General features: G+C 54.6%; 20 protein-coding genes. 14 read left to right on the top strand and 6 right to left on the bottom strand.

Features of this window, described 5'->3' with window-relative positions:
* Window positions 1-16 precede the first annotated feature (16 nt).
* Genes K239x_RS25140 through K239x_RS25130 form a run of 3 tightly spaced genes read left to right on the top strand, consistent with a single transcriptional unit; the run spans window position 17 to window position 2,002 of the window.
* Window positions 17-445: a TadE/TadG family type IV pilus assembly protein gene (locus K239x_RS25140; protein WP_419189376.1), complete on the top strand. Its 429-nt coding sequence runs from the start codon at window positions 17-19 to the stop codon at window positions 443-445.
* On the top strand, window positions 442-1,485 hold the full coding sequence (locus tag K239x_RS25135) for a vWA domain-containing protein (protein WP_419189375.1): 1,044 nt from the start codon (window positions 442-444) through the stop codon (window positions 1,483-1,485). Before K239x_RS25140 ends, K239x_RS25135 begins: the two co-directional genes overlap by 4 nt.
* A 58-nt stretch (window positions 1,486-1,543) precedes the next feature.
* Entirely contained in the window at window positions 1,544-2,002 is a 459-nt protein-coding gene (locus tag K239x_RS25130) for a TadE/TadG family type IV pilus assembly protein (RefSeq protein WP_145421056.1), read from the top strand.
* A 106-nt stretch (window positions 2,003-2,108) separates the two neighbouring features.
* On the opposite strand, the gene K239x_RS25125 is transcribed toward K239x_RS25130, so the two are convergent.
* On the bottom strand, window positions 2,109-3,407 hold the full coding sequence (locus tag K239x_RS25125) for a glycosyltransferase family 4 protein (protein ID WP_145421055.1): 1,299 nt from the start codon (window positions 3,405-3,407) through the stop codon (window positions 2,109-2,111).
* A gap of 125 nt (window positions 3,408-3,532) precedes the next feature.
* Between K239x_RS25125 and K239x_RS25120 the strand changes: the two genes are divergently transcribed.
* From K239x_RS25120 to K239x_RS25100, 5 genes are all read left to right on the top strand, one after another.
* Window positions 3,533-4,600: an ROK family protein gene (locus K239x_RS25120; RefSeq protein ID WP_145421054.1), complete on the top strand. Its 1,068-nt coding sequence runs from the start codon at window positions 3,533-3,535 to the stop codon at window positions 4,598-4,600.
* Between the two features lie 8 nt (window positions 4,601-4,608).
* Window positions 4,609-6,408 (top strand): translation elongation factor 4, encoded by a 1,800-nt coding sequence (gene lepA / locus K239x_RS25115; protein WP_145421053.1) that lies wholly within the window; start codon window positions 4,609-4,611, stop codon window positions 6,406-6,408.
* A gap of 518 nt (window positions 6,409-6,926) precedes the next feature.
* Entirely contained in the window at window positions 6,927-8,351 is a 1,425-nt protein-coding gene (locus K239x_RS25110; protein ID WP_419189374.1) for an ammonium transporter, read from the top strand.
* Between the two features lie 227 nt (window positions 8,352-8,578).
* Window positions 8,579-9,916, top strand: coding sequence for an ammonium transporter (locus K239x_RS25105; protein ID WP_419190117.1), 1,338 nt, complete (start codon window positions 8,579-8,581; stop codon window positions 9,914-9,916).
* Between the two features lie 319 nt (window positions 9,917-10,235).
* Window positions 10,236-11,699: an ammonium transporter gene (locus K239x_RS25100; RefSeq protein ID WP_145422572.1), complete on the top strand. Its 1,464-nt coding sequence runs from the start codon at window positions 10,236-10,238 to the stop codon at window positions 11,697-11,699.
* Between the two features lie 10 nt (window positions 11,700-11,709).
* On the opposite strand, the gene K239x_RS25095 is transcribed toward K239x_RS25100, so the two are convergent.
* Window positions 11,710-12,879 carry an MFS transporter gene (locus K239x_RS25095; RefSeq protein ID WP_145421052.1) on the bottom strand — a complete coding sequence of 390 codons (1,170 nt, stop codon included), beginning with the start codon at window positions 12,877-12,879 and terminating at the stop codon, window positions 11,710-11,712.
* 302 nt (window positions 12,880-13,181) lie between these two features.
* On the opposite strand from K239x_RS25095, the gene K239x_RS25090 reads away from it, so the two are divergent.
* Together K239x_RS25090 and K239x_RS25085 are read left to right on the top strand one after the other, a co-directional pair.
* Entirely contained in the window at window positions 13,182-14,030 is an 849-nt protein-coding gene (locus tag K239x_RS25090) for an ABC transporter ATP-binding protein (protein WP_419189373.1), read from the top strand.
* Window positions 14,027-15,754 (top strand): hypothetical protein, encoded by a 1,728-nt coding sequence (locus tag K239x_RS25085; protein ID WP_145421051.1) that lies wholly within the window; start codon window positions 14,027-14,029, stop codon window positions 15,752-15,754. Before K239x_RS25090 ends, K239x_RS25085 begins: the two co-directional genes overlap by 4 nt.
* A gap of 61 nt (window positions 15,755-15,815) precedes the next feature.
* On the opposite strand, the gene K239x_RS25080 is transcribed toward K239x_RS25085, so the two are convergent.
* Window positions 15,816-16,976, bottom strand: coding sequence for a TlpA disulfide reductase family protein (locus tag K239x_RS25080; protein WP_145421050.1), 1,161 nt, complete (start codon window positions 16,974-16,976; stop codon window positions 15,816-15,818).
* A gap of 319 nt (window positions 16,977-17,295) precedes the next feature.
* Window positions 17,296-18,135, bottom strand: coding sequence for a hypothetical protein (locus tag K239x_RS25075; protein ID WP_145421049.1), 840 nt, complete (start codon window positions 18,133-18,135; stop codon window positions 17,296-17,298).
* Between the two features lie 340 nt (window positions 18,136-18,475).
* On the opposite strand from K239x_RS25075, the gene panB reads away from it, so the two are divergent.
* Together panB and pgl are read left to right on the top strand one after the other, a co-directional pair.
* Window positions 18,476-19,279, top strand: a complete 804-nt coding sequence (gene panB / locus K239x_RS25070) for a 3-methyl-2-oxobutanoate hydroxymethyltransferase (RefSeq protein WP_145421048.1) — start codon at window positions 18,476-18,478, stop codon at window positions 19,277-19,279.
* A 27-nt stretch (window positions 19,280-19,306) separates the two neighbouring features.
* The gene (gene pgl / locus K239x_RS25065; protein ID WP_145421047.1) at window positions 19,307-20,008 is read left to right on the top strand and encodes a 6-phosphogluconolactonase; all 702 of its coding nucleotides are present in this window, start codon (window positions 19,307-19,309) and stop codon (window positions 20,006-20,008) included.
* Between the two features lie 29 nt (window positions 20,009-20,037).
* On the opposite strand, the gene K239x_RS25060 is transcribed toward pgl, so the two are convergent.
* Window positions 20,038-20,946, bottom strand: coding sequence for a hypothetical protein (locus K239x_RS25060; protein ID WP_145421046.1), 909 nt, complete (start codon window positions 20,944-20,946; stop codon window positions 20,038-20,040).
* A gap of 265 nt (window positions 20,947-21,211) precedes the next feature.
* Between K239x_RS25060 and K239x_RS25055 the strand changes: the two genes are divergently transcribed.
* The gene (locus K239x_RS25055; RefSeq protein ID WP_145421045.1) at window positions 21,212-23,242 is read left to right on the top strand and encodes an ATP-dependent DNA helicase; all 2,031 of its coding nucleotides are present in this window, start codon (window positions 21,212-21,214) and stop codon (window positions 23,240-23,242) included.
* 5 nt (window positions 23,243-23,247) lie between these two features.
* On the opposite strand, the gene lnt is transcribed toward K239x_RS25055, so the two are convergent.
* Complete coding sequence (gene lnt / locus K239x_RS25050) at window positions 23,248-24,957, bottom strand: apolipoprotein N-acyltransferase (RefSeq protein ID WP_145421044.1); 1,710 nt, start codon at window positions 24,955-24,957, stop codon at window positions 23,248-23,250.
* Between the two features lie 142 nt (window positions 24,958-25,099).
* Here lnt and K239x_RS25045 point away from each other — a divergent pair, with 142 nt between their 5' ends.
* Window positions 25,100-26,989, top strand: a complete 1,890-nt coding sequence (locus K239x_RS25045; protein ID WP_145421043.1) for a serine/threonine protein kinase — start codon at window positions 25,100-25,102, stop codon at window positions 26,987-26,989.
* The last annotated feature ends 6 nt before the right edge of the window (window positions 26,990-26,995 follow it).

Here is a 26,995-nt window from a genome sequence, read left to right as displayed (position 1 = left end):
AATCAAAGTGTTCGTGATGCCAAAAGTCGCAAACTCCCTCCAGCATTCGCGTAAAAGCAAATCCAAGCGACGTCGCGGTGTGGCCGCTGCTGAATTTGCCGTTTGTTTGCCGGTCCTGGTCCTGCTTGTGTTTGGATCGATCGAAGCGTCTAGCTTTATCTTTTTGAAACAGTCGCTCAACGTGGCTGCCTATGAAGGCATCCGCGAAGCGATCCGCAAGGGGTCGACCGACGGCGATGCCACGGATCGCGCCGAAAATATTTTGGTCGCACGAAATGTACAAGGCTTCGCGGTCGCGTTTCCCAGCGGAGACGTCGCGAATGCAAATCGGGGGGAAGAAGTCGTGATTGAAGTCTCGGCTCCGACCGAGTCCAACAGCCCGTTGGCCGGACAATTTTTGACTAACCGTTTGCTAACCGCCCGCGTCGTGATGGTAAAAGAATGAACTTCCTGATTAACTTACAGAACACCCGACGTGCACAACGCAATCGTAAAGGCGCGATGCTGGTCTTGATCGCAGTCATGCTGATTGCATTCATGGCAACCGTCGCCTTTACCGTGGACATTGCGCATATGCATTTGACGCGGACCGAACTTCGCACTGCCACGGATGCTGCGTCGAAGGCAGCTGCGATCGAGCTTTCGATTTCGCAAGACCGCGACTTGGCCATTGCCAGAGGACAATCGATCGCTGCACAGAACACCGTTGCGACGGATCCCCTGCAGCTGGTCGCCGGTGACTTTGAATTTGGGAACGCCCGGGCCAATGGAGCCGGGAAGTTTCAGTTTGATAACAGTCGGTTTCCTACCAACAGCGTACGCGTGAGCGGACGGCGAACGGTTGGGTCGGCGTCCGGACCCGTTCCATTGTTCTTTGGCAATATCATGGGGGTCGAGTTCTTTGAGCCATCGGCGCTTTCAGCTGCTACTTATATCGAACGCGACATCGTGTTGGTCGTGGACCGTAGTGGATCGATGCTAGGACAGAAATTTACAGACTTAGTTTCCGCGATCGATGTGTTCAACAACACGCTGGCAGAAACGGCTGTGGAGGAACGCGTTGGATTGGCATCGTACAACGATCGGGCAACCGCGGATGTTCCTTTGACGACCGACCTGAATTTGATTTCGACTTCGATGGCCAGTTTGCCTGTTGGCGGATTTACCAGTATCTCTCGCGGCATGTCCGCCGGAAAGACATTGATGGACGCCAGTCGTGGTGCCGAGTTTGTCGAACGGACGTTTATCGTGATGACCGATGGTCGTCACAATCGTGGCCCCGAGCCGCGGACTGTTGCGACTCAGTTGGCTGCTGACGGGGTGCAGATTCACACGATTACTTTTGGTGCCGACGCGGATCAACCACGGATGCGTGAAGTCGCCCAAATTGGCGGCGGACAACACTTCCACGCTTTGACTGGCGAACAGCTTCGTGACATCTACCGCGAAATCGCATTGACTCTCAGCACCGTGATGACGGAATAGCCACCAGTCACGTTCCCGCGTTGTCGACACAACTGAAAACTAATAAGCGTTTTTCAAAATGAAATTACACGTCAAGAATTTCCGCCAAAACCGGCCGGTCAAGCGACTCGGTGCAAAGAATCGCCAGGGTGCGGCAATGGTCGAATTTGCTATTGTTGCGCCGATCTTGTTCCTGTTTTTCTTTGCCGCATTCGAATTTTGCCGCGTCAACATGATCCGGCACACCGCTGACAATGCCGTGTACGAAGGCGCTCGAGTGGCGATTATTCCGGGTGCTACCGCGGCCGAAGCTGAAGCCGAAGCCCGCTTGATTCTAAATTCGTTGGGGCTGAACAACGTGACCGTGACCGTTACGCCGAACACAATCGATCGAACCACGGAAGAAGTCACCGTCAGCGCAGAAATTCCGCTGGACCAAAACAGCTTCATTCCGCATGTGTTTACGTCGGGCCGGTCGGTTGACCGCGAACTGACGATGAGGCGTGAGGGAGTTCGGCGCGATAACACCGCAAGCTGATCGTTGTGCCGCAGAGGTCTGGTGTCTATCTAGCGACGACCTAACAACCCCCACTCTTTTGCAAGTTGCTGACCAGGCAAGCCGTCCAGTGCATCAGTTCTGTGGATCAGTCCAATACATCGATCAGATGTTGGGCGGCGTTTTCAATGGAGTGTCTTGCATGCACACCCGCGTGCCCTATTTGTCCGAGACGCAGGCGTTCGTCGATATCCAGTTTTAGCTTTTCAATGGCACCGGCCAGTTCCGCGGCATCGCCGGGCGTGAAGGTGACGCCACCGCCGGTCGATTGAATCAGTTCACCAAACGCGCCATGATTGGGCTGCACCACCGGCACACCAGCAGCCAGTGCCTCCAATACAAACAGCCCCTTGGGGTCTTCGTAGTCCGTGGGCACGCTTAGTAAATCCAGCTTGCGAAGGAACGCGATCTTTTCGTTTAGATCGGGGCTGCCATGGTGGTAAAAACGATCCGCCAAACCAGCATCTGCGATTCGCGTTTGCAGTTGATCGAAATACGCGCGGTTTGATTCGCCCAGCCATCCTGCGACGTGAAGCTCTAGATCGGAGTGACTTTTCTGGCTTGCTAAATGGACGAATGCATCGACCAAGTGATGCAGTCCTTTTTCCGGTGCAATTCTTGCCAAGTATCCCAGGCGAAAAACATCGTCAGCGTTACTCTGAACAGGCTCTGCATTCTGCGGAGCAAAATCGAAAGGCGCCAGGTCGATGGAGAGAGGCGTCACCACGATCTTCTCTTTGGGAATCGACAACATCGCGCCCATCTTTTCGCCGTAGAACTTGCTGTTGACGATCACGTGATCGATCTCTTGAATCAATCCACTGCAAAGCGAGATTGCTTCGTCGCGAAATTTCGGCGGCAGATGATCCAAGAAAATATCGTCGCCCTGTAAGACGACCGCGATCTTTGTGTTTGGCAAGGCAGATCGGATTTCGGGCAACGCGCCGCCAATCAGCAGATTGGTGAGCACGATTGCGTCGGGACGCATTTCGTTGGCCATCCAGTGGGTCAGTCGCCGGACTTCAGCGGCTTGGTAACCATGAGAGCCTTGGAGCATCGAAACCGACAATGCACCAAGTTTGGCCGCATCTGTCGAACTTGCCCGTGCGGTGGCCCATCGAATCAAAGGTGGCCAATCAAGCATACGGAGCAAGGGTGTTGGCAAAAATCGCAGCCACGGCATTTGCTGAAGCAGATAAACCTGGATCCCGCCAAAAAAGACGTTTTCCTGTGCGACGCTCTTTCCGTCCGTGCGGATGGGGGTGTAGAGCGGTTGCAATACACAGTCGACTCCGCGGCCGCGCAGGGCGCCAGCTAGCTGGTTGTCGTGCATGCAGCTACCGCAGTACATCCCGGCGGCTCCCGCAGTCAAATAAACAATCTTCACCGGTTCAGGCTCCCGCTGCATTGCAGCCACGCTTTGGTAAGTAAAAACGCTCGTTGTGGCAATTCAGGGCCGCTCCTATACTCCGACTACTCTTAACGCCATCGTCTACGCACTTTAGTCGCTCCATGTCGCATTCTAAAAAATTGACCAGTCCCGCCGACGCCAAGGGGCCGTCATTTTGGGGCATCGATGTCGGGGGAACGGGAATCAAAATTGGTTTGGTCGACAATGTTGGCCAGACTCTTTCCTATCATCGCATTCCGACTCGCGAATCCGAAGGCCCCCGGGCCGCGATGGAGCACGTCGCCAAAGTTATCACGGATGCCGAACAAGAGCTGGGGATCCGAGCCGACATCCCACGCATTGGTTTGGGAGCCCCCGGACCGATGGATTTACCGCGTGGATACTTGGTCGCGCCTCCGCAGCTACCGTCCTGGTGGGACTACCCGATTCGCGACACGGTGGCCGAATTGCTCGGTCGGCCAGTGTCGTTTCTCAACGATGCAAACGCGGCGGCGTACGGAGAATTTTGGCTCGGTAGTGCCAAGGGCCAGCCATCGATGGTGCTGTTGACGCTTGGTACCGGTGTTGGTGGTGGAATTATCGTCGACGGCGAACTGGTCAACGGTGTAAATAGTTGCGGTAGCGAATGCGGTCATATTTTGGTTGATCCGTCGCCGACAGCCCAGCTTTGTGTCTGGGGGGGTGGTCGCGGTCATTTGGAAGCCTACGCATCGGCTAGTGGTGTTGTGCAGCGGACCCACGGACGGTTGACCGATGGATCGCAAAGCGTGCTGCGGGGGCACTTGGGTGGCACCGACCGAGAACTGACTGCCAAACGAGTCTACGAAGCGGCCGCTGCTGGGGACGAATTGGCTTTGGAGATCGTGGACGAAACAGGTTTTTGGCTCGGCATTGGAATCACGACTTTGGTTCACACGTTGGACCCCGGCAGCGTGGTGCTGGGCGGGGCAATGAACTTTGGTGGCCCTGGTGATCCCATCGGCGAGCGGTTCCGAAGCAAAATTTCAGAGACTTTTCGCGAACGTACTTTTCCCAATGTCTTCGATGGCACGACCATTACCTTTGCCTCGCTAGGCGCCGACGCTGGCTACTTGGGCGTCGCTGGTTACGCTCGCAAAGAATACCTCGACGAACAACTCAAGACGCGAATTGCGTCGGAAGCATCCTAAGAGAATCGATGTCCGTTCATATTCGCAATTTTGCAATCATCGCTCACATTGACCACGGCAAAAGCACGCTGGCGGATCGATTGCTGGAACACACCGGCACGGTCAGCAACCGTGAAATGAAAGAGCAGTTGCTAGACGATCTGGAGCTCGAACGTCAGCGCGGCATCACGATCAAAGCGCGCGCGGTCGTGATGCAATTTGAACGTAACGGCAAAAAGTACGAACTGAACCTGATCGACACGCCTGGCCACGTGGATTTTCAGTACGAAGTTTCCCGTTCGCTGGCTTGTTGCGAGGGTGTGCTGCTGTTGGTCGATGCGTTTCAGGGCGTCGAAGCTCAAACTGTTGCGAACGCTTACGCTGCGATGGAGCATGATTTGAAGATCATCCCGGTGATCAACAAGATCGATTTGATGCACGCACGACCGGACGAAGTTGCCGAAGAAATGATGAATTCGTTGGGCACAGATCCCGATGAATGCGTGCGTGTCAGCGCCAAAACGGGTGAAGGTGTCGATGGATTGGTCGATGCAATCATCGAACACATTCCGCCGCCAACTGGAGATCCCAAAGCCACGTTGCAAGCGATGGTGTTTGATTCAAACTACGACGATTATCGCGGCGCGATCACGTACGTGCGAATCATGCAGGGCACCGTCAAAAAGGGTCAAAAGATCGCGTTTCTGCGTTCGGGTACCTCTCACGAAGTGGTTGAACTCGGTCGCTTTGCACCTCAGCGTCAGTCGACCGATGTGCTTGCCGCGGGACAAGTCGGTTACTTGATTTGTAACATCAAGAGTCTGGGGGATGTGCACATTGGTGACACGATCAGCATCCCCGGCGACAAAGCGGCCGAAGCATTGCCGGGATATTCGCGTCCCAAGCGAATGGTCTACTGCGGATTGTTTCCCAGCGATGGACAAGATTTCAGCGAACTTCGCGATGCGCTCGAACGACTAGCGGTAAACGATCCTAGTTTTGAATTCGAACCGGAAACCAGCGACGCGTTGGGCTTTGGTTTTCGCTGCGGATTCCTGGGCCTGCTGCACATGGAAATCGTGCAACAACGTTTGGAAAAGGAATCGGATGTCGATTTGGTTCAGACCGCGCCAAACGTGACTTACGAGATCATCAACAAACGCGGCGAGACGATCACGATTCACAAACCGCAAGATGTTCCCGATCCGGGTGACATCGAAGAGTTTCGCCAGCCGATCGTGCGCTGCAATGTGATCGTGCCCGATGACTTTATTGGGGCAGTGATGAAACTATGTCAAGAGCGTCGCGGCATCCAGCAAAGCCAAGAGTATTTGGCGGCGGGCCGAGCGATGTTGACCTACGACATCCCGCTGGCTGAAGTCGTCTATGACTTGCATGACAAGATCAAGAGCGCGACGCGCGGCTACGGGACATTGGACTACGAGATGGTCGGTTACGAAGCGGCTGATCTTTGCCGATTGGACATCATGGTCAATGGAAATCGCGTCGACGCGTTGAGCGTAGTATGCAACAAAGCGGACGCGGATCGTCGTGGTCGCGCGGTTGCCAAAACACTCAAGAAAGAGATCGAGCGACACATGTTCGAGGTCGCTGTGCAAGCCGCCATTGGCAGTCGTGTGATTGCTCGTGAGACGGTTCCGGCGATGCGAAAGAATGTGACAGCGAAATGCTACGGTGGTGATATTACCCGTAAGCGAAAGCTGCTTCAGAAGCAGAAAGAGGGCAAGAAACGCATGAAGGCGATCGGCAACGTCGAAATCAGCCAAAAAGCGTTTATGGCAGTGCTCAGCGATGGCGAGCAGGGCTAAGAAAGGATCGCCAGTTTATCCCAATTAGGATCTCTGTCTGGTTGGTTTTCTCACTGTTTTATCGCGATGATCCGGTGATCAGCTGCATGGTCGTTGCAACATCGATTCGTGTGGAAGTTCGCCGTCAGCAGGCCGCCGTTTGCTCGCCGCGCGGCACTGGTTCCGGTGTGTGCGACGTCGACCGCGGTTGTCTCTAAGGCAACTTTTCTTCCCCCAGTTTCTATTAGCGACGCCGACCGACACTTGCAGTAAAAGATTGAAAACAAGAGCTTTCAAATGGTCCGATTCGTATCTATGTTCGCTTTTAACCGGAATCACAAACTGATTTCAAAAAGTTTTTCACTGCACAGATTGGTGCGATTGATGGGTGCTCCGTAGACTCCGGAGCCAAAGGCGGCCTGTCAAATTGCGTAGGCGGACGTACACCTGCATTAACCAGTCGTGATGCGCTTTCGTTGTTTTTCTATCCTTACTAGGAGAGAATTGTGAGTCGTATTTCGCGCCTTTTACTTCTGACCATGCTCATTTCGTGCGCGGTCACTCCCATGCAAACCGCGTGGTCTCAAGATGCCGCAGACACTGATACTGCGGTCGAAACTACTTCAGCGGACGCCGCTGAGGATGCTGCCCCCGAAGTTGCTGTCGCCGAAGGCGATGGTGAAGACGCTTACTCTACGGATGATGACAACGCTGCCACGATTGCCGCGGGAAGCACCGTCGAGGGCTTCACTGTCAACAACCTTTGGATTTGTATTTCCGCTGCGTTGGTGTTCATCATGCACCTTGGGTTCACGACACTTGAGAGTGGTCTGACTCAAAAGAAGAATGCCGTCAACATTATCTTCAAGAATGTTTGGATCCTTTGCACGGGTATCCTGCTGTACGCGGCCTGGGGATTCAACGCGATGTATCCTGGCGAATGGGCGGTCGACGGCGTTTTTGCCGTAGGCAGTTGGTTCGGAGGTAGCCTCAACGACACGTCACTTACATCGGCTGGTTACAACGCCGGATACACTTGGTGGGGTGACTTCATTTTCCAAGCGATGTTTGCAGCGACAGGTGCAACGATTGTTTCGGGAGCAGTTGCTGAACGCGTTAAATTGCCAACATTCATGCTGTTTTCGATGTTGCTAGTTGGCTTCGCCTATCCGATCACAGGTGGTTGGAAATGGGGCGGTGGATTCTTGGACGCGATGGGCTTCTACGACTTTGCAGGCTCCAGCGTGGTGCATGCCTTCGGCGGTTTCGCTGCATTGGCATGTGTCCTGATCTTGGGCCCTCGTACCGGAAAGTACACACCCGAAGGCATCCGACCTATCGTTGGTCACAGCATGCCTTTGGCTGGCATCGGTGTCTTCTTGCTTTGGTTGGGGTGGTTCGGATTCAATGGTGGATCAGCACTTTCAGCTGACCCCAAAGCCGTCTCCTACGTTTTTGTCACAACCAGCTTGGGTGCTTGTGCCGGTGCAGTAGCCTCCATTTTGACCTCATGGGTCGTGATCAAGAAACTAGACGTTTCGATGGCACTCAATGGTATTTTGGCCGGCCTGGTAGGTATCACGGCAGGTGCTGACGTCGTCGACGAATTCTCTGCCGTCATCATCGGTGCGGTTGCTGGTGTCTTGGTGGTCGGATCGATCTTGTTCTTTGACCGTATCAAGATCGACGATCCAGTCGGTGCCGTTTCGGTACACGGAGTTTGTGGTGTTTGGGGAACGCTTGCAGTCGGAATCTTCTCCTTCGCAGTCAATGAGGACGGAACCGCTGCTCACAACATCGTCACCCAAGCAATCGGAACGTTTGCCATCGGTGCCTTTGCCTTTGTGTTCTCGTTGGTTGTCTTCTTTATTCTGAAGTTGATCATGGGCATTCGAGTAACCGTCGAAGAAGAGATGGAAGGCTTGGATCTCTCCGAGCACGGTGCGCAAGCCTACACAGGCTAATAAGCACGGATCTGTCTTAGATCTTTGAATTTCGACGGCCGTCGCAAACTCAGTTTGCGGCGGCCGTTTTTTGTTTGCATCGCTGCGAAATAAGTCCCACTCAGGGGGGCATTGGTTTTGAACCGAGGTGCCTCTAATTCCCTCTGACGCGCTGATCGGCTAATCTTTCGCAGACTTGGACTAGGCGGTAACAGGTAGAAAAGAGGAGCGGTTTGCTCGTGTTGAAGATGCAATTTTCAAAGCGTTTGTTTGTCGGCATGTTTCTCTTCTTGGCTGGCAGCTTGTTCGATAGCTCGCCTGCGGCCGCGGCAAGCGGAGCGGGCGCCATTAATTCTGGCGATACCGCTTGGATTCTGATCGCCACCGGCTTGGTCCTTTTCATGACCATTCCCGCTCTCGCACTTTTTTACGGCGGTCTGGTTCGCACCAAAAATGTGCTTTCAGTGCTGATGCAGTGCTTGGTGCTCACTGCGCTGATGAGCGTCGTTTGGGTTGTCGTTGGCTATAGCTTGGCGTTTGATGCCGGCGGGATGGAGCAAGGCACGATCAACCTTCATTCTTTCATCGGTGGCGTTGATAAAGTCATGATGAGTGGCGTGACGGCCGAGTCGATGAAGGGAACGATTCCCGAAATCTTGTTTGCCGTATTTCAGATGACGTTTGCAGTGATTACGCCCGCGCTGATCGTCGGTGCGTTTGCCGAACGGATGAAGTTTTCGGCGATGTTGGTTTTTTCGACCGTCTGGTTGCTATTGGTTTACTGCCCGATTTGCCACATGACTTGGGCGGGCGATGGTGGTCTATACGCTGACTGGGGTGTCAAAGATTTTGCGGGTGGAATTGTTGTTCACATCACCGCCGGTATTGCCGCGCTGGTAGCCTGTATCATGATTGGTCCCCGTTCAGGTTACCCCGGTCATTTGGATCCGCCGCACAATTTGACCATGACGCTGACAGGCACCGCGATGTTGTGGGTGGGCTGGTTTGGTTTCAATGGCGGAAGCCAGTTGGCCGCTGACGGAACGGCCGCGATGGCCGTTTTTGTGACGCATCTTTCCGCGTCGGTCGCCACGTTGGTTTGGATGGCCATCGAGTGGATTAAACTTGGAAAACCAAGTGTGCTGGGAGCAGCAACCGGTGCGATTGCTGGATTGGCCGCCGTGACGCCAGCATCCGGCTTCATTGGCCCAGTCGGTGCAATCGCGATTGGTGGCTCTTCGGGACTGATCTGTTTCATTTTCGCAACCAAGATCAAACAAAAATTTGGCTACGACGACACGCTTGATGTTTTCGGTGTTCACGGGGTCGGCGGCTTCCTAGGTACGATCATGTGTGGTGTCTTTGCGGCCAAGCAATTCGGTGGCAGCGGTGTCGATGCCGGAATCGCTAGTCAACTGAAATACCAATTGATGGCCGCCGTGTCTTGCGCGATTTACACCGCGCTGGCTACCTACATCATTTTGAAACTGATTCAGCTGACGATCGGTATTCGCGTAGATGGATCGGCGGAAGATCGCGGACTGGATTTGGCGGAGCACGAGGAACGCGGCTATATTCTTTCTTGAGAATTTTCTCGCTGCCTGTGCCAGGTAGTGCAGGTGGAAACGTTGTTCGGCGGCGCAATGGTCGCCGATCGCCTGGCAGTAGCACCGGCTGTCCATTGGTAGCTGTTTGGCGTATCTTCGTCACCGGAAACACGCCGAATTGGCGGCGAAATCGTCTCCGTTGATGCCGGATGCGTTGTTTGGGTGTCCCATTGAATTGGGGCCAAGGCGGCTCAAACAATCGCGATCGATATGATCACTTTCAGTGGTCCGGTGTCGTTCGTCTATATCATCCCCCGTCTTCAGGAAAGAATCCGTGATTCGTTTGATCCATGTTCCGATGATGGCAATCGCGCTGTCTCTGATTGTCATCGTCCCCGTTGCTGTCGCCCAAGATGCTTCGTCGCCCGATGGGCAGGCAACTGAGTTGCAGGAGACGGTATCGACCGAGACGGTCGCCGCTGCAGAAACCGTTGCGCCGTCCGGAGTAACCGAAGGCGCCGTCGTCGATAGCGAGATCGATCCGGCGCACAACGCTTGGATGCTGACGTGTTGTGCTCTGGTGCTGTTCATGACCGCGCCGGGTTTGGCGATGTTCTACGGTGGACTGGTTCGGCGCAAGAACGTGCTGAGCGTATTGATGCAGTGCATCTTCTTGATGGGGCTGATGACAGTCATTTGGGCGATCTACGGTTACTCGCTTGCCTTTGGCGGTTCGGGTGGTTGGATTGGCAACACGGAGTACGTGATGATGAACGGAGTTCAACGCGAATGGGATCCTTCCATCGGCGAAAACGGCGCAGCGGTGACTCCAATGGAAGGTGACATTCCTCGGTTGGTGCACATGTTGTTCCAGGGAATGTTTTTCATTATCACGCCCGCCCTGATTTGCGGTGCGTTTGCCGAACGCATGAAGTTCAGCGCAATGGTCGTGTTTTCGATTCTGTGGGGGACATTGATTTACTGCCCGCTGTGTCATTGGGTTTGGGATTCGGGCCCCTTGTCCTACGGCGAGGGTAGCATCATGGGAGGCGCTTTGGACTTTGCCGGTGGAACCGTCGTTCATATCAGCAGTGGTGCATCGGCTCTGGTGGCAGCTCTGCTGCTGGGTCCACGTATGGGATATTTGAAAGAACCGTTACAGCCGCACAACTTGACGTACACCGTACTGGGCGCGGCCATGTTGTGGGTCGGTTGGTTTGGATTCAATGCGGGAAGCGAATTGCTAAGCGACGGAATTACTAGCAGCGCTTTTGCAGTGACTCATTTTTCGGCTGCTGCTGGCGCACTGGCATGGGCGCTGACCGAGTGGGTTGTTTTGAAAAAGCCAACTGCACTGGGCGCCAGTAGTGGTGCGGTCGCGGGATTGGTCTGTATCACACCGGCGGCCGGATTCGTCCAGCCGATGCCGGCCCTCTTTATGGGAGCCTGTGCAGGTGTCATCTGCTTCTTGGCGTGTAGTAAAATCAAACACGCGCTGAAGTACGATGATGCGTTGGATGCATTCGGTGTTCACGGTGTCGGCGGGATCATCGGTGCTGTTCTGACCGGTGTGTTTGCGACACGTGCTTGCTGGGATGTGACCGAAGAAGGCATCGCGATCGGACTATTGGAGTCGGGAGATCCCTCGCTGGTAATCGGTCAGATCGTTGCCGTCGTGATCACGTTTGTCTTTGCCGTTGTTGGCAGCTTTATCTTGCTAAAGCTCATTGATTTTACAATTGGACTGCGAGTCCCAAGTGTTCAAGAACAGCGCGGTTTGGACCAGTCGGATCACGGCGAAGAAGGTTACATGTTCGCTTAGCCTTGAATAGCTAGACGAGCGATTTGCCTAGCTTGAATCGAAGACTGATCGTGGCCGTCACAACCAATGTGGCGGCCGCGATGCTTTGCGCGGTCGACAAATCCGTCCAGCCTGCAACTTGTCCCCACACGAATGATCCAAGCGACATCGACAATGCCATCGCGGTCAAGTAGCACGACATTCCGCGTGCGCGCAGTTGGCTTGGGAGCGTGACTTGAGCCGTCGCGTTGAGCGTGGTCAGCGTCGTCATCCATCCGCTTCCCATGACGATGGTTGCGGCCGCCACCACCCATCCCGTTGTACTTTGGCTCATCACAAACAAACCCCCCGCAAACACCAACATCGCGCCCGCTACTGTGCGATCACTGCCAAAGCGTGACTGCAGTCGATACAAAGTCTGTGATGCCAGTAACGCACCGCCTCCTACGCAGGCAACCAGAAGTCCAAACCCGTTGGCGTCCCAGTCCAGTCGCTGTTTGGCGACCAACGGCAAAAGCGCCCAGAGCGCACTGCCGGGCAAGATAAAGAACGCAACTCCCAGCATCACATTGCGCATGCTGCTTTTGCGTGCGACATAGCGCACGCCTTGATAGAGCGAGATTCGAAACGATAGACCTCGTGAGGATTCGGTTTTTTCGCGGCGCCAGAAAATCAGTACCGCCAACACGCCACCAAACGACAGAGCGTTGGCGACGAAGGGAGCCCAGTTGCCCAGTGTTGCGATCAGCAGTCCGCCAACGGCGGGTCCCGCTGTTCGGGCCAAGTTGAAGCTGATGCTGCCCAGGGCAACAGCACGCGACATTTGGTGTTTCGGGACGAGTTCCGGAATGGAGGCCTGCCAGGTGGGAACATGCAGCACCAATGCCATGCCCATGACAGTCGTCAACGCCAGCAGCATCCAGGAGGTAATGACGCCGGTGTAAGTCATCGTCGCCAGCGTGGCGGTCGTTGCAAACATGATGAGCTGCGTGATGATCAGCAGTTGTCGTCGGTCCACACGGTCCGCGACCACGCCCGCAGGGATCGCCAACAACACGATGGGCGTCGCCATTGCCGTCCGCACTGCAGCGACCATCTCTGGCGACGAATCCAGGCTAGCCATCAACCATCCTGCACCGACTTCGTGGATCCAAGTGCCAAAGTTGGATATCAGCGACGCAATCCAAAACGCGCGAAACATCGGTGTGCGTAGCGGTGACCAAGGGGACTGGTCCGGCTTAGCACCGTCGGCGCTGGGGGAATCAGCAGATGCGGAGGGAGTTGGCTGGCGAGGCGGCAAAACGAAGGCTCGAAGATCAATCGCGTTATGGGACTAAGCGAAATAGCGTGACAGCGCGCGATCTGAGTGCCAATGGGGACATCTGCCGTTTCAATCGGTACGACGCTTATAAAGCGAAACGCATGCCAGAGATTGTGACCTAGGCTTCCGCAGGACGCTTATTCCACGCAAACAATTTTGCAAAACGGCTGCAACGAGACTCGATGATGATACAGATCGACCAACTGACAAAACTCTACGATGACCATCTTGCGGTCGATCAACTCTCGTTTGAACTTTCTGCCGGAAAAATCTGCGGTCTAATCGGCCCCAATGGTGCGGGCAAAACAACGACTATGCGATGCATGGCGGGGCTGATTCCAGCGACCCGCGGCGAATTAACCGTGGCGGGGTGTCACGTCAGTGGCGATTCGTTGCAATTAAAACAGCGTTTGGCATACGTGCCCGATGATCCGCCTTTGTTTGATGACCTTACGGTTGGGCAGCATCTGGAATTCATTGGGCGGCTCTACAACGTGGATGATCATCGCACTAAGGCAAACGGCTTGCTGTCGCAGTTTGACTTGCTTAGCAAAATCAACGCTGGGGCTACAACGCTCTCTCGTGGGATGCGTCAGAAATTGGCAATCTGCTGTGCGTATCTTTTTGACCCGCAAGTCCTGTTGCTGGACGAACCGTTGACTGGATTGGATCCTCCCGGAATTCGGTCGTTGCTGCTTTCGGTTCGCAAGCGTGCTGATGCAGGGGCGACCGTTGTCATTAGCAGTCACCTGCTGGCGATGATCGATGATGTTGTCACGCACTTGCTGGTGATGCAGCGAGGGCGCTTGCAGTATTTTGGAGCAGCAGCGGATTTGCGGTCGCAATTTCCCCATGCAAAAACACTTGAGGAAGCCTACTTTGCGGCAACATCAAATGAGTCAGGCTTGCCGGAGTCTGCGGCGCTCGATCAAGTCTTGGAAATCAAAAACATGGCCTCTGATTTGACGGAACCGACGCTCGATCATCTTGCTTTGCCTCGCAGCGAATCTCTTGGCGAGGCGTCGCTGTGATGCTTTCCTCGGTGCCAAATCAATCGTCGACCTGGGACTCGCCTCGCGTTCACCGAGAATTGGCTGCTCTGACGATTCGTCGTGGTCAGTTTCGGATCATTCGTTTGCTTCAACGATTGCGATCGCCTCGGCGTTTGATCGCAACGACGTTGGCTCTTGTCTTTTTTGCGATCTACATCGCCAACGGAGTTTTTGTACTCTCGGCACGCACGCCTACCGATCCGGCCCGATTGCAACTCTGGCTATCGGGCGGAATGGTGATTTACTTGCTCTACCACCTCGTCCGCTGTTGTTGGACTAGCAAAGTTGCTGATCTGGAAATGAGTCGTGCGGAAGAGCTCTGGTTGGGCGGTGGTCCAGTGCGGCGGTCTTCACTGGCACTTTATCACGTCAACAATATCGTCGTCGCGGCCGTGATGAAAACGTTTTTGTTGGCCGTGGTGCTGGCCTGCGACGTTTCGCACTTCTCGCTGCTGTTGATCGGTGTCTTTTCGTCGCTCGTGGTTCTGGAGATTTCACGGTTAGTCGTACAGCGAGGGACCGCAGGACTTTCCAAGAACTCGCGAAATCGTTTGCGCTGGGGTGTTACTGCGATCGCGGGTGCTGTCGCGCTGCAAGTCATTGCAAGGGTCTTGGCTGGGACGCCAATCGGATCTCCCACCTGGAAATACTTGATTTCTGGGTTCAGTGCGATTGGTGATGTTGCAGCCAGCGATACGATTCAGTGGCTGGCATTGCCTTGGATTTCATCGGCCCGATTGGCCGTCACTGCCGACATGCAGTTGATGACGTTCGCGCAACTGGCAGTGTCATTGTTGATGATTCCGGTTTCGATCGCAGCGTTGGTTCGTGTGGACGCTTGGTCCCAGGCGGCACGTCATCGTCGAGAGCAGGAACGATTACAGGACCGAAGCTTTCTTGCCAACTCCGACATTCGCAATCAGTCGACTGATCAATCGTTTGTGCTGAGTGATCGCGTCATACGCTTCGCGAATCGCTTTGGTTCGACCGTCGTGCGTGATGCACTTCATTTGGTTGCTCGCCAAAGTGTCAGTGTGAACCGATACCGTGGCACGATCATTTTTAGCTTTATCGTGCCGACGCTCTTGTGTCTTTCTCCCCTGGCCACCGGACAGATTACCGAACAATGGTTTTACGTAGTCGGTGGCATTGCTATGTGCACGATGCTGTTGGCGCCACCTGCTTTGCGAATCGATTTTCGTCGTGACTTGCGTCGCATGCAGTTGCTGCGTTCGCTGCCGGTTCGGCCGCTGTCGATGGTGCTAGGGCAACTTGCGCTGCCGCTATTGATCACACTGGCTTTTCAGTGGATCACGATTGTGATCGCAGCCTTGGTGACACAGCCCGGGTGGTTTCAGTGCGTGCTGTGGACCGGCATGTTGTCGGCACTGGCAGTGTTTACGTTTGCAGCTGAAAACGCACTTTTCTTGGCCTACCCGCACCACGAACGGGCCGAAGGGATCGGCATGATGATTCGTGCGAAGTTGACATTCCTGGGAAAAGCCGCCGTGATCGCTGGATCATTGGGAGCGCTGGTGGCTTGGGCAGTCATTTGCAAAAACATCGTCTCGCCATCATTCAATCAGATTGCTTTTGTAACCGGCGCCGTGCTGACCACTTGGATGATCGCGATTGCATCGGTTGCCACCGCCGCCTGGTGTTGGCGGCGGTTCGATTTGTCCTACGACATTCCACCCGAGTAGCCGTTGCGGTGCCGATGCTTTGCATCGGCTAACCGCAGCCGTCGGATGGCTGATTTGGGTCTTACTTGTCGTCCCTGGCCTTCTTTTCCTTGGCCAGTTTTCCCTGCAATGATTCCAAGAATGGGACCAGTCGGCGTTTCTGGCGTTCATCCGCAGCGTCGACGGCTTTCTTCTGGGCTTCGATGGCTTTTTCCAACTGGCCGTCGGCAGCGAAGAGCTGGGCGATCGTGTTTTGCAGGAATGGGACCGCGTCAGCAGGCGCCTTGTCGCTACTTGCGGTGATGGCTTTGATGACATCCGTGTCCAGCGGTCCCAAGTCACCGCCTTGCTGGAAAGCGTCGTAAAGCGAGTACCCGAACTGCGCCAATTGAATGGGATTGTCTTTCATCGTATTGATGTGATCACGGTAATAGGTGACCACGTCGTCGGTGATGTTTCCAGTCGAGATCATTAACGAAAAACGAATGTCGGTCCATTGAATGACCATCTCGTCGAGTTCGTCGGCTTTGGATTTTTTGATTTGAGCTTCGGCGAACGCAATCGCATCGTCGAATTTGCCTGCACCGGCAAGCATCGATAGCTTTTGCATGTTGGTTTCAAATTCAGCAGCCGATTGAAACTGTTTTTTAAACTTGACGCGGTCCCACGTGTCTTCGACAACCGCTTCCAAAGGAGCGTCCATTTCCATCGGATGTCCGATCCATTCGACCTGGCCTGATTTTCCGACGATAAACGAGGTTGGGATCCCGTTCTGATTGGCGGCTTCCATGTACGATTCGTGCACCGATCGGTCCGGATCAGTCGTCAAGCAGTACGCCGAAGTAATGTCGGCGAAAGTGGAGCCTGCTGCTGGAGCCCCTTTGCCTTTTCCGGCTTGAGGATGCTCCTGCGAAAGCAAGCTTTCGACTTCATCAAGAGACTCGTCCGAGATGCTAATGATCTGCACCCCGCGGCCACGGTATTTTTTTTGTGTTTCGGCCAAGTGCGGCATGCTCATAATGCAGGGCCCACACCAGGTCGCCCAGAATTCGACGACGTAGACTTTATCTTTTTTAAACTTCTTGACCGGTTTGAAGAAACCGTTTCCGTCCTGGATCCAATGCTCGATATCTAAGGAAGGTGCCGGGGAACCGATGGTCAGTTCTTGTTCGGCGACCGCAGGCGCGCGATGAACAACCAGCAAGGCCAGTGAGCAAATGACGAAGAATAACGCGCGCAACATGATTTTTGATCGGGGTTTGTCGGAGGTGGGTTTCGAGCTGGACACAGGCGGGTGGTCGATGTTTTCACATCGAGCGAAACAGTCGGAATGGACTGAATATCCAGCGACATCTTAACCAGCATCCTAAGCAATTCGGGGCACTTTGTCCCAGATGTATTCCGCCGGTTGAGGTACGCGGCCAAGCTTGCCGCGCGAAGGAAATTCAGGTTTATAACTGGGGTAATGTGATTTGGGAGATCCTACAGATACTAAATAGCGAAACGCCGCGTTTTTCCGCCGGAAATCATCGAGAGTTCTTCGCCGAAGTTGTCTGTTTTGCTTAGCTTTTGGCGGAATCTTCCAGAGGATCCGCGGGTTCTGAGGTCGCTGGCGACTCGGCGTCGGCTTTTTTACTGGCTCGTTTCGAAGTACGACGGGACCTTCGCTGCGGTACTTCGCTGGGCTCGCCATAAACTCGGTCGGTTGTGATCGTAATGACCTCGCCCCGAATGCGGGTCTCATCGGGCGGATTGTAAAAACCGGCCACGCTGACGGTATCTCCTTCCTTGGCAAGATTCAGATTGTTAAACCGAATCTGAAACGTCGCATCTTGAGCGAGCGGAGCAACCACCGGAATCTTGCCGGCTTGAACCCTGATCGCTCCATTGCCGTTAATTCCCACCAAGCTGCCGACGATCGTGTATTTGCCAAGTCCCACTGGCTTTTTCGCGGCCCGTTTGTCGGCCGGATGCACGCCCGGTACGAACCGGTCCCGCGAGTGTCCGGGAATTCCTTGCAGATTGATTGGCTGAAAAATCTCGACCTTGTCGATCGGTACCGCGGCCGCGCCGTTGGGAGCAAACGTGCCGCTGAATCTCACCAGCATACCTCGCGTCAGAAACGGGATCTTCGCGTCGGCGACAAACGTGAAGCCGGCTGCCGTCGCGGGCAGTTGCACCATGACATCGGTGCCGTCCTCTTTGGTTACCTGCAATACGCCACGTTGAAACCCTTTGAGCTTGCCTTTGAATTCGGCCACTTCATTGGCTGATGCACCACTTGCGGCCTTGCCGAAACCGGCGGCTTCATCGGCCAAAACGGTGGGGCCGCTGCCAGCGGCAATGAAAATGACGGCGATGCCGCACGCCATCAATCGCACGGCGCGAGGGCTGTGTTTCACCGCATTCAACGGGAATCGGCAAGCGGATTGGAGCAGGTTCTGTAAATACGGCGACGGATGCATAAGACAACCAAAGTTCTAAAGGCGTTCTGCTGGGCAGGCAGGTTCATTCGTACGGACACGAATGCGGTTCCCGTCATTATAGAAGCTGCGTCGCGGTAGTGTGTCAGAAGGTTGTCCAGCTGAATCAGGCTGATTTTGCACGTCGTGGGGCAACTTTGGCGTTTGCAGCCCGCTTTTGCGTTTGCACCCCGCGTCGAAATCCTGACTCGGGCGTAGAATGACTGGCTTAAGCCGAAAGGTCCCGTCCCACGCTGATGCTGTTCCAACCAACGATCCCATGTCCGACTCTACCGCTCCGCAGCGAATCACAACGCGAACGCTTCAACGCATGGCCCGCGACGGGCAACGAATTTCGATGCTGACGGCCTACGACTACCCAACCGCACAGGTTTTGGACGAGTCAGGGATCGATGTGCTGCTGGTGGGAGATTCGTTGGCGATGGTCGTGCAGGGGCACGAAACGACCCTGCCCGTCACGATGGATCAGATGATCTATCACGCCGAAATGGTTGGGCGTGCGGCGCGTCGTGCGATGGTCGTCGTCGACTTGCCGTTTCCCGAAGGTCAGTTGAGTATTGAGAATTCATTGCAATGCGGTGCTCGAGTTTTAAAAGAAACCGAGTGCCACGCCGTCAAGCTGGAAGGCGGCGCTGAACAGTCGGAGCGAATCGGCGCGCTGGTGACCGCGGGCATTCCCGTGATGGCACATGTCGGGCTGCGACCTCAAAATGTCTTAGTTGATGGAGGCTACCGCGTTCAAAAAGACACCGACCGACTCGTCAAAGACGCATTGGCCGCAGAAAGTGCGGGTGCCTTCTGTGTTTTGATCGAGTGCGTTTCGCGGGAGATCGGCAAGGCGATTACTGATGCCGTCAGTGTGCCCACGATTGGCATTGGAGCCGGCCCCGATACGAATGGCCAAGTTTTGGTGACGAACGATTTGATTGGGCTGACGTCGGGCTATCTGCCAAAATTTGTGCGTCAGATGGCCGATGTTCGTGGCACGATTCGCAAAGCCGTCACTGACTATCGGGACGCCATCGATGATGGTTCGTTTCCCGGTAAAAAAGAAACCTTCTGATTCTTGTCTCATCCCTCTGGTCTATACATGCTCGACGATATCAAGCCGTTTCCGAATCTGCTGAACTTGCATCAGACGGTTGTCGATGCGTTTTGCGAACTGGCTGAATCAACCATTTCGACGACGGGACGCTTTCGCGTATCGCTCTCGGGTGGTTCCACTCCCAAACGCATTTACGAAATGTTGGCCCAGCGGGATTTGTCTTGGCAGCACATCCACTGGTTTTGGGGCGACGAACGAAATGTGCCGCATGATCACCGTGACAGCAATTTTTTGATGGTTCGCAAAGCGCTGCTGGACCACGTGCCGGTTCCTGAAGCAAATGTGCATCCGGTGCCTGTCAATGTCGACGATCCCAAAGCGGCCGCTCAGCAGTACGAAGCGACTTTGCGAACTTACTTTGAGGGTGACACGTTTCCGCAGTGGGACTTGGCTTTGCTGGGCATGGGCGACGATGCGCACACGGCTTCGCTCTTTCCCCAGACGGATGCATTGAACGAATCGGAGCGATGGTTTGTCGAAAACTGGGTCGAAAAATTTGATGCGTTTCGTTACACACTGACCGCGCCGGCGATCAATTCTGCAGCGCAGTCATGGTTTTTGATTGCTGGCGAGAACAAGCAAGACGCGTTGGCAAAGGTGTTTTCCAATCAACACGAACCGCAATTGTATCCGTCGCAATTGGTCACACCGTCGCGATGGTTCATTTGTGCTGACGCCATCGCTTGATCCGGCGAAGAATCTGAAACGGCTGTTGTTCAAGACGACAATTCGTCAGGGTGCGCTATGGGCTGATTCGTTGTCAGCAAGTATCCGACGGCGAACATAAGCAGTGTCAAAGGGGACGTAACGACGTGCCCTACATAGCACGCGAGCGATCCGACCAGCGAAAGGACGACGGCGATAATTACGATCAGAAACGACGAAAGCTTGTTTCGCAGTGTGATACTGACTGCGACTTTTAGCGATCCCAACGCCGTGCATTTGCCGTCACTTGCCGCCAGCATCCAGGCCCAGAGATACCACTGGACCACGGTTACGACGACCATCAGCGCGAACGCGACAATGATGCCGATTAGGTTGGCCAGTTGCGGTTGGTTCGCTGCGGCGGCAACGACAACCGCCCCAATTCCGACGCCGAAAATGGCCGCGATCGCGAGCGAGATCATTAGGTAGCTGGGTAAAAAACGAAGCACCAATTCGCTTGGCGGCATGATTTCTTTTAGCGGTTCGCTCTCGCCACGTGCGATGGCCAAATGCACTCGGCACAATCCCACCAAAGCATACGCACTGATCAACAGCGAATAAGGGATCATCAGCATGACGCCGATCACCGCGTACAACTGTTGGTTTCCTCCGGCCATGGTCGATAGCACCCAAATCGGCAAACCCAAAAAAACGACACCGGCGGCACCGACGATCAGGCCCGAAATAATGGAAGGGAGCCAATTGTTGCGAAATAAAGCCCACGTAGGAGCGACGATCTCTTCGATGGCGACTTGGGCGACTTGGAATCGATCCTCCGTCGCGTCTGGTTCGGTTTCAGTCTCGCCAATTCGAAACGTAGCCTGGCAGGTCGGGCACTTTGCTAATCGACCCACAGAATCGGACGGCAGTTCCAGCGAACTGGAGCATTCGGGACAGGTTTGCAACAAGGTGGACATCATCCAATTACGATTCCAGCAAGAACAACGGCACTTCATTTCAGTAGCATGATCCGCTCTGGGCGGACCCAGATCGTAACCGATTTGCTTTTTTTCGTGGGCAAAGTGCTTGATCGGCAGCGACGCAAATTGATTCGGCATGTTCGACTCGCGGCCGTGCTGGTATCTTGAAATTTCTGTCAACACTGACGTTTAACAGCGGACATTGGTTTGTGGTCGCGGTGTCGACTCTGTCCCTGATCGACCCAATACCTGAGCGACGATTCACTTGAGCGACGATTTAACGGTCGATTCGATATTGGGTGACGGCGGGTTGATCTCGCGTCGTCTATCAAACTACGAACCACGCCAGCAGCAATTAGAAATGTCGCGGGCGGTGGCTTCGGCGCTATCCAAAAGCAAGCACCTGATCGCGGAAGCCGGTACGGGGACTGGCAAAAGTTTTGCTTACTTGGTGCCCGCGATCCTGCACGCCACGACTGACTTTCCGCCGCTGAAAACCGATGACGGTCCGCGGAAACCGCGCGTGTTGATCTCCACTCATACGATCAGCTTGCAGGAGCAATTGATTTCCAAAGACGTGCCGTTTCTGAATAGCATCATTCCCCGCGAATTTTCGGCGGTGCTTGTCAAAGGCCGCGGCAACTACATGTCGCTGCGGCGGATGAACCGCACGCTCGGCAAAATGACCTCGCTGTTGTCGTCCGACGAACAGCTTTCGCAGATGCGGATTATCCAAAAGTGGGCCAAGGATACTAACGATGGTTCTCGGTCAACGCTGAACGTCCGGCCGGATGCCGAAGTCTGGGATGAAATCGTCAGCGATACTGGCAACTGTTTGCGTAACAATTGCCCGCACTTCAAAGATTGTTTCTATTTCAAGGCGAGACGGCGAGCACAGAATGCTCAGTTGATGATCGTCAACCACGCAATGTTCTTTAGCGATTTGGCACTTCGACGTCAGGGCGTGTCGCTGCTGCCTGACTACGACGCGGTGGTGTTGGATGAATGCCATACGATCGAATCGGTCGCCGGCGATCACTTGGGCATCCGGCTGACGAGCGGGCAGTTCGATTATCTCTTCAACAAGCTTTACAACGATCAAACGCAAAAAGGTCTGCTGGTTGCAAAGGACTTAAAGGGTCTGCAACGCGAGGTCGAACGCTGTCGGTTTGCAGCGTCGTCGATGTTTTCGGAGGTCATGTTATGGCTGGAAGATTCCGGCCCAGAGAACGGCCGCGTGTCGGCTCCGGATGTGGTTGCCAATTCGCTAAGCGATCCAATGGAGAAGTTGGCGCGGGCAATGAAACAGCAAGCCGACGGTGAGGAGAACGAAGCGGACCGCATTGATTTTGAATCGGCACACAACCGACTGCTGCTTTTGGCGGGCGGGCTTCGGCAATGGCTGGGGCACGAAATCGAAGACGCTGTGTACTGGATCGAACGCACGGGATCGCGTCGGGGTGTCGACCGAGTCACGTTGGCGGCGTCACCGATCGATGTTGGCAAATCGCTCCGCAAAGAGTTGTTTCAAAGCGAATCAATTCGCAGTGTGGTGATGACAAGCGCAACGTTGGCAACTGGCAAAGACGACAAGTTTTCGTTTTACCGATCACGGATTGGACTAAGCGGCGGTATGTCCGTCCGCGTGGGCAGTCCGTTTGACTACAAGAAGCAGGCGAAGCTGATTGTCGTGGCCGACATGCCCGATCCATCGGGGGAGAAAGCTGCTTTTGAAAAAGCACTGCCCGAGCAAATCAAACGATTTGTTGGTCACACCGATGGGCATGCCTTTGTCTTGTTCACAAGCTACGACTTACTGAGCCGATCGGCTGCCGCGCTGATGCCTTGGTTAGCGGAGCGGAATCTGCAGCTGTACTCGCAAGCGGGCAAGCAAAACCGGACTCAGCTGTTGGATGCGTTTCGTCGAAATCCCAAAGGGGTTTTGTTTGGCACCGATAGCTTTTGGCAGGGTGTCGATGTGCCTGGTGAAGCGCTGACCAACGTGCTGATTACCAAACTGCCGTTTTCTGTTCCGAATCATCCGCTGCTGGAAGCCCGCTTGGAGGCAATCAAGGAAAGCGGTGGCAATCCGTTTCGCGACTACCAGTTACCCGAAGCCGCGATCAAATTTCGGCAAGGGTTTGGGCGACTGATTCGGACTCGCACCGACGAAGGGATGGTGGTTGTGTTGGACCCACGCATCAAAACGAAGCAGTATGGAAAGTTGTTTCTGACATCGTTGCCGGAATTGCCCGTCCATTTCGTATCGACGGTGCCGCGAGGAAAGAAGAAATAGCGCGGTCAGTTCTTTGATTGACGCTTGGCCAAATAGCGTTCCTTCACGATGACGGCGATCAGCCCCAGGCAGACAATTGCCAGCACACGAGCGGGCCAGTCTCCGATGGTGACGTAGACACTGACGCGGCTGTCATGTTCGGGCTTGGCAATAATCGCTCCTTCGGTGCCGGTTGCCAATCGTTGGACAATTTGACCGCGACTATCGATCCACGCCGTTGGTCCATTGTTGGATGAAGACAGAATCGGTCGACGGCAACCGACCGCCACCATTTGTGCGCAACGCAGGTGATGATCGATGACGCTGGAGTTGTCAAACCAACCATCGTTGGACACTGTCAAAATGACGTCGGGAAGAGCGTTCTTTTGCCGAAGCTGGGAAAGATGATCGACGGGGACGCGTTCGACAGCGGTCTCGATACAAATGTTCGGTGAAACATTCGTCTGGCCAACTTGAAAGTTCGTCGGGCCTGGTCCTTTGGATAGACGTAGCCCCAAGGGAATGTACGGTCGCAATACGGTTATCGACGAGAGAATCGGGATGTGTTCCCCGAGCATGACGCGGTGCGTTTTGCCATACCAGTTGGTGACTTGGCCATCCGAATCGACTTGGACAATTCCGCTAAACATCTGCGGATCGGCCGCATAGCGAATGACACCGCAGCCGCCGATGATCTGTGGTCGGTGGTTGTTTGTGTTGCTGGTGGCAAATGCGTTCTGTAGATCCGCTGCGCGGACTAAGAACTCTTGGCGGTCATAGTCCATCCACTCACGAAACTCATCGTCGTTGCCGGTGAACTCCGCTGGGACGACGGCGACGGCGGGATCGGCGACCCAGAACTTGCCGCCCGAGAACATCGATTCGGGCCATACAACGGCATCGATTTTTTCTGAAGTGCTTTCGAGGGTGGTGACCGTTTGACGCGCGTAGTTGTAGAAAATATCGACATCGCGTTTTTGTCCCTGCGGAAACTCCACGACTTCGCTGCGTTGGATCAAAGCAAACGTCGCAAGATCTTTCTCGCCGACCGTTTGTTTCAATCGAAATCGCCCGTATCCAATCGTGCAAGCGACCCAGATGATGGCGGCCGCAACGGCCACAATTCTTGAACGGGTAGGGCGACTGACGGCAGCGTTTGGCGTCGAAAGAAAGGGCAAACGAGAAGCAATCAATTCGTAGACTGCGACATTTACAGCGACGACTACGAAGCTGACGCCGTAGCTGCCAAACAGATCAGCGATTTGAACTAGCTCTGGAACGTCGGCGAGCGTGTGGCCAAGCATGGCGGCGGAGATTCCCGTCGCAAAGTAGTTGCGCACGCATTCGAGTCCGACCCAGACCACGGGAGCCGTCACCCAAAGCGGTGCACCCAATCGAACCATCCGCCGCGACAACGCCACGAATAAGACGCCGTACACGCTCAGATAGGCCGCCAGTGCGAACCAGCCAACGTAGATCGCAGGATGGGCGTGTCGCAGCCCTTGCAGTGTCAGTAGCCAATAAACCAGTCCAGCCAGCCAAATGATCAGTTGATCACGGCCTTCAAAGTGATCGTCGTAGCGGACAATCATCAGCCAGGGAATGATTGCCACAAATGCGATAGGCCACCATCCCAGTGGTGGCTGGCAGAGCCACTGAAGGGCGACGCCAGCGGCAACAAGAATTGCCACCAAGCGATTGGGTGGCCGGTCGATTGGGTCATTGATTCCATTCATGCCGCATAGTCTACGGCATCCCCTAATGTCGGGCAGGACCAGTTTTAGCAGCCGTATCGCGGCGTTCTGCTGGCGGGGCAATTTTCATCACCCTTCGCTACAATGGATCTGTCTTTTCCAACCAGCTTGCAAGCCCCGTTTTATGTCCACCCCTGAATTCCTTGGTCCGTACCGCGTGGGCGAAATGCTTGGTCGTGGAGGCATGGGCACAGTTTACCGCTGCGAACACGTCAAGACTGGTCAGCAAGTTGCCGTCAAATTGATTGCCGCCCACGTTGCGGATGACATGAAATTTCGGCGACGTTTCGAGTCTGAAATAGAATCGCTCAAGCGATTGCGTCATAAAAACATCGTTTCGTTGATCGGCTATGGTGAAGAAAACGGGCAGCTTTTCTATTCCATGGAAATGGTCGATGGAGAGCCTCTTCAAAAACGTATCCGCCGTGAGAAGCGTCTTGGTTGGCTTCCCACCATCGATATCGCCGTGCAGATTTGTTCTGCCTTGAAGCACGCCCACGACTTTGGGGTGATTCACCGCGACTTGAAACCAGCCAACTTGGTTTTGACGGCGAATGACGAAGTCAAGCTCGTCGATTTTGGAATCGTCAAAATTTTTGGCTTCGGCGAACAGACGCTTGCTGGATCTGTTTTAGGAACAGCCGATTACATGTCGCCAGAGCAAGCGATGGGTGATGGAATTACTTTGCGATCGGATTTGTATGCACTCGGCAGCGTCATGTACGCGATGACAGCTGGGCGCGCACCGTTCAAAGGCAAAGAGCTCACGCAAGTCATTGCCGCACTCAAGCGTGACAAGCCGATTCCTTTGGAGATAATCGTCCCCGAATTGCCTGGATCGCTTGTTGAGCTGATTCATCATTTGCTGGAAAAGAATCCCGCAGATCGCCCCCCAACGGCATTGGCAGTGATGAATCGACTGAAAGCAATGCGCAACGGATTGCTGCGTGAACAGACGATCAACCAAGAAAATGAAAACACCCAAGTGCGAAACGGACCCGCGCTGTCTGACAGCCCTGGCGCGGAAGAGTTGTCGAACTTCGATACTCCAGCCCGCAGCAGTCGAGGGACGGATTTTTCGGGCGGCGAGCAAGCGGCCAGGCCGCTCGACAAAATAACGACATCGTCAGAGTGGCATCCAAAGACCGACCAGCAGCTTGATGTGGATCACTCTGCTGGAACGATCAAGCAAATAGGTGCTGCCCAAGACGACAAAACGATCGTTGCCGATAAGCTGCCTGCTGCTGAAATGGAAGCGGAGCGTTCAGGCGTCCAGGAACCGCGTTCGACACACTTTCAAACGGTTGACCAATCTGCCAGTGAGAGCGGCATCTTTCAGCACCAATCTGAATCAAGCAACCAGTTGACGCAAATGCTGTCAGCCTTCGCCATCGTTGGGTTGCTTGTTTTGGGCGGTCTGCTAATCGTGTACTCGATCAAGAAGCCGACTGCGGAGGAACTGTACAGCGAGATCATCGCGGTGACGGAGACGGGTGCCTTGTCAGACGCTCGTCCGCAGATCGATCAGTTTTTGAAACTCTATCCAGACGACGAGCGATTCAGCGATGTAAGCGCGATGGATTTGTCGCTCCAGCGCGATGCCGTGATTCGGCGTTTGCAGCTTCAGACGAAACTCCCCGGCCGCACACTGGCTCCGCATGAGCAAGCGTTTTTAGAAGCGATGGAATTGCGTAGCGTCGACCGGTCGACTGCGAGAAAGAAATTGCAGCAGTGGTTGGACGTGTTTGTCGATTCGACGACGCACGCGAACGATTCACGCAAACAGATCGCCGTGTTGGTAGCGTTCGAGATGGACCGCCTGGAACAGGAAGACCCCAAGGTAGGTGAAGATCGAAGAAACCGTGAATTGATCGATCGCATTCGCACGGCGGACGAACTTGGTACCGATGAAAAGGTCGCGTTGCTCCAGGGCGTTATCGACCTTTACAGCGATGATGAATGGGCTGGGCCCGCGGTGAAGCTGGCCCAAGAAAAACTTGACGCGATGGAATGAAGGCAG

Origin of the sequence: Stieleria marina (assembly GCA_007741555.1) — a bacterium.
In the GTDB taxonomy this organism is placed as follows: domain Bacteria; phylum Planctomycetota; class Planctomycetia; order Pirellulales; family Pirellulaceae; genus K23-9.
Note: the sequence above shows the minus strand (reverse complement) of the source record. Positions and strands in the feature narration are given on the sequence as shown.

What these genes read in the sequence shown, in the direction of transcription:
- K239x_RS25105 (WP_419190117.1), top strand. Translation starts at nt 8,579, where the DNA reads ATGCAATTTTCAAAGCGTTTGTTTGTCGGCATGTTTCTCTTCTTGGCT.
- K239x_RS25045 (WP_145421043.1), top strand. Translation starts at nt 25,100, where the DNA reads ATGTCCACCCCTGAATTCCTTGGTCCGTACCGCGTGGGCGAAATGCTT.
- panB (WP_145421048.1), top strand. Translation starts at nt 18,476, where the DNA reads ATGTCCGACTCTACCGCTCCGCAGCGAATCACAACGCGAACGCTTCAA.
- K239x_RS25100 (WP_145422572.1), top strand. Translation starts at nt 10,236, where the DNA reads ATGATGGCAATCGCGCTGTCTCTGATTGTCATCGTCCCCGTTGCTGTC.
- K239x_RS25080 (WP_145421050.1), bottom strand. Translation starts at nt 16,976, where the DNA reads ATGTTGCGCGCGTTATTCTTCGTCATTTGCTCACTGGCCTTGCTGGTT.
- lnt (WP_145421044.1), bottom strand. Translation starts at nt 24,957, where the DNA reads ATGAATGGAATCAATGACCCAATCGACCGGCCACCCAATCGCTTGGTG.
- lepA (WP_145421053.1), top strand. Translation starts at nt 4,609, where the DNA reads ATGTCCGTTCATATTCGCAATTTTGCAATCATCGCTCACATTGACCAC.
- K239x_RS25120 (WP_145421054.1), top strand. Translation starts at nt 3,533, where the DNA reads ATGTCGCATTCTAAAAAATTGACCAGTCCCGCCGACGCCAAGGGGCCG.
- K239x_RS25090 (WP_419189373.1), top strand. Translation starts at nt 13,182, where the DNA reads ATGATGATACAGATCGACCAACTGACAAAACTCTACGATGACCATCTT.
- K239x_RS25095 (WP_145421052.1), bottom strand. Translation starts at nt 12,879, where the DNA reads ATGTTTCGCGCGTTTTGGATTGCGTCGCTGATATCCAACTTTGGCACT.
- pgl (WP_145421047.1), top strand. Translation starts at nt 19,307, where the DNA reads ATGCTCGACGATATCAAGCCGTTTCCGAATCTGCTGAACTTGCATCAG.
- K239x_RS25110 (WP_419189374.1), top strand. Translation starts at nt 6,927, where the DNA reads ATGCTCATTTCGTGCGCGGTCACTCCCATGCAAACCGCGTGGTCTCAA.
- K239x_RS25060 (WP_145421046.1), bottom strand. Translation starts at nt 20,946, where the DNA reads ATGATGTCCACCTTGTTGCAAACCTGTCCCGAATGCTCCAGTTCGCTG.
- K239x_RS25140 (WP_419189376.1), top strand. Translation starts at nt 17, where the DNA reads ATGCCAAAAGTCGCAAACTCCCTCCAGCATTCGCGTAAAAGCAAATCC.
- K239x_RS25130 (WP_145421056.1), top strand. Translation starts at nt 1,544, where the DNA reads ATGAAATTACACGTCAAGAATTTCCGCCAAAACCGGCCGGTCAAGCGA.
- K239x_RS25135 (WP_419189375.1), top strand. Translation starts at nt 442, where the DNA reads ATGAACTTCCTGATTAACTTACAGAACACCCGACGTGCACAACGCAAT.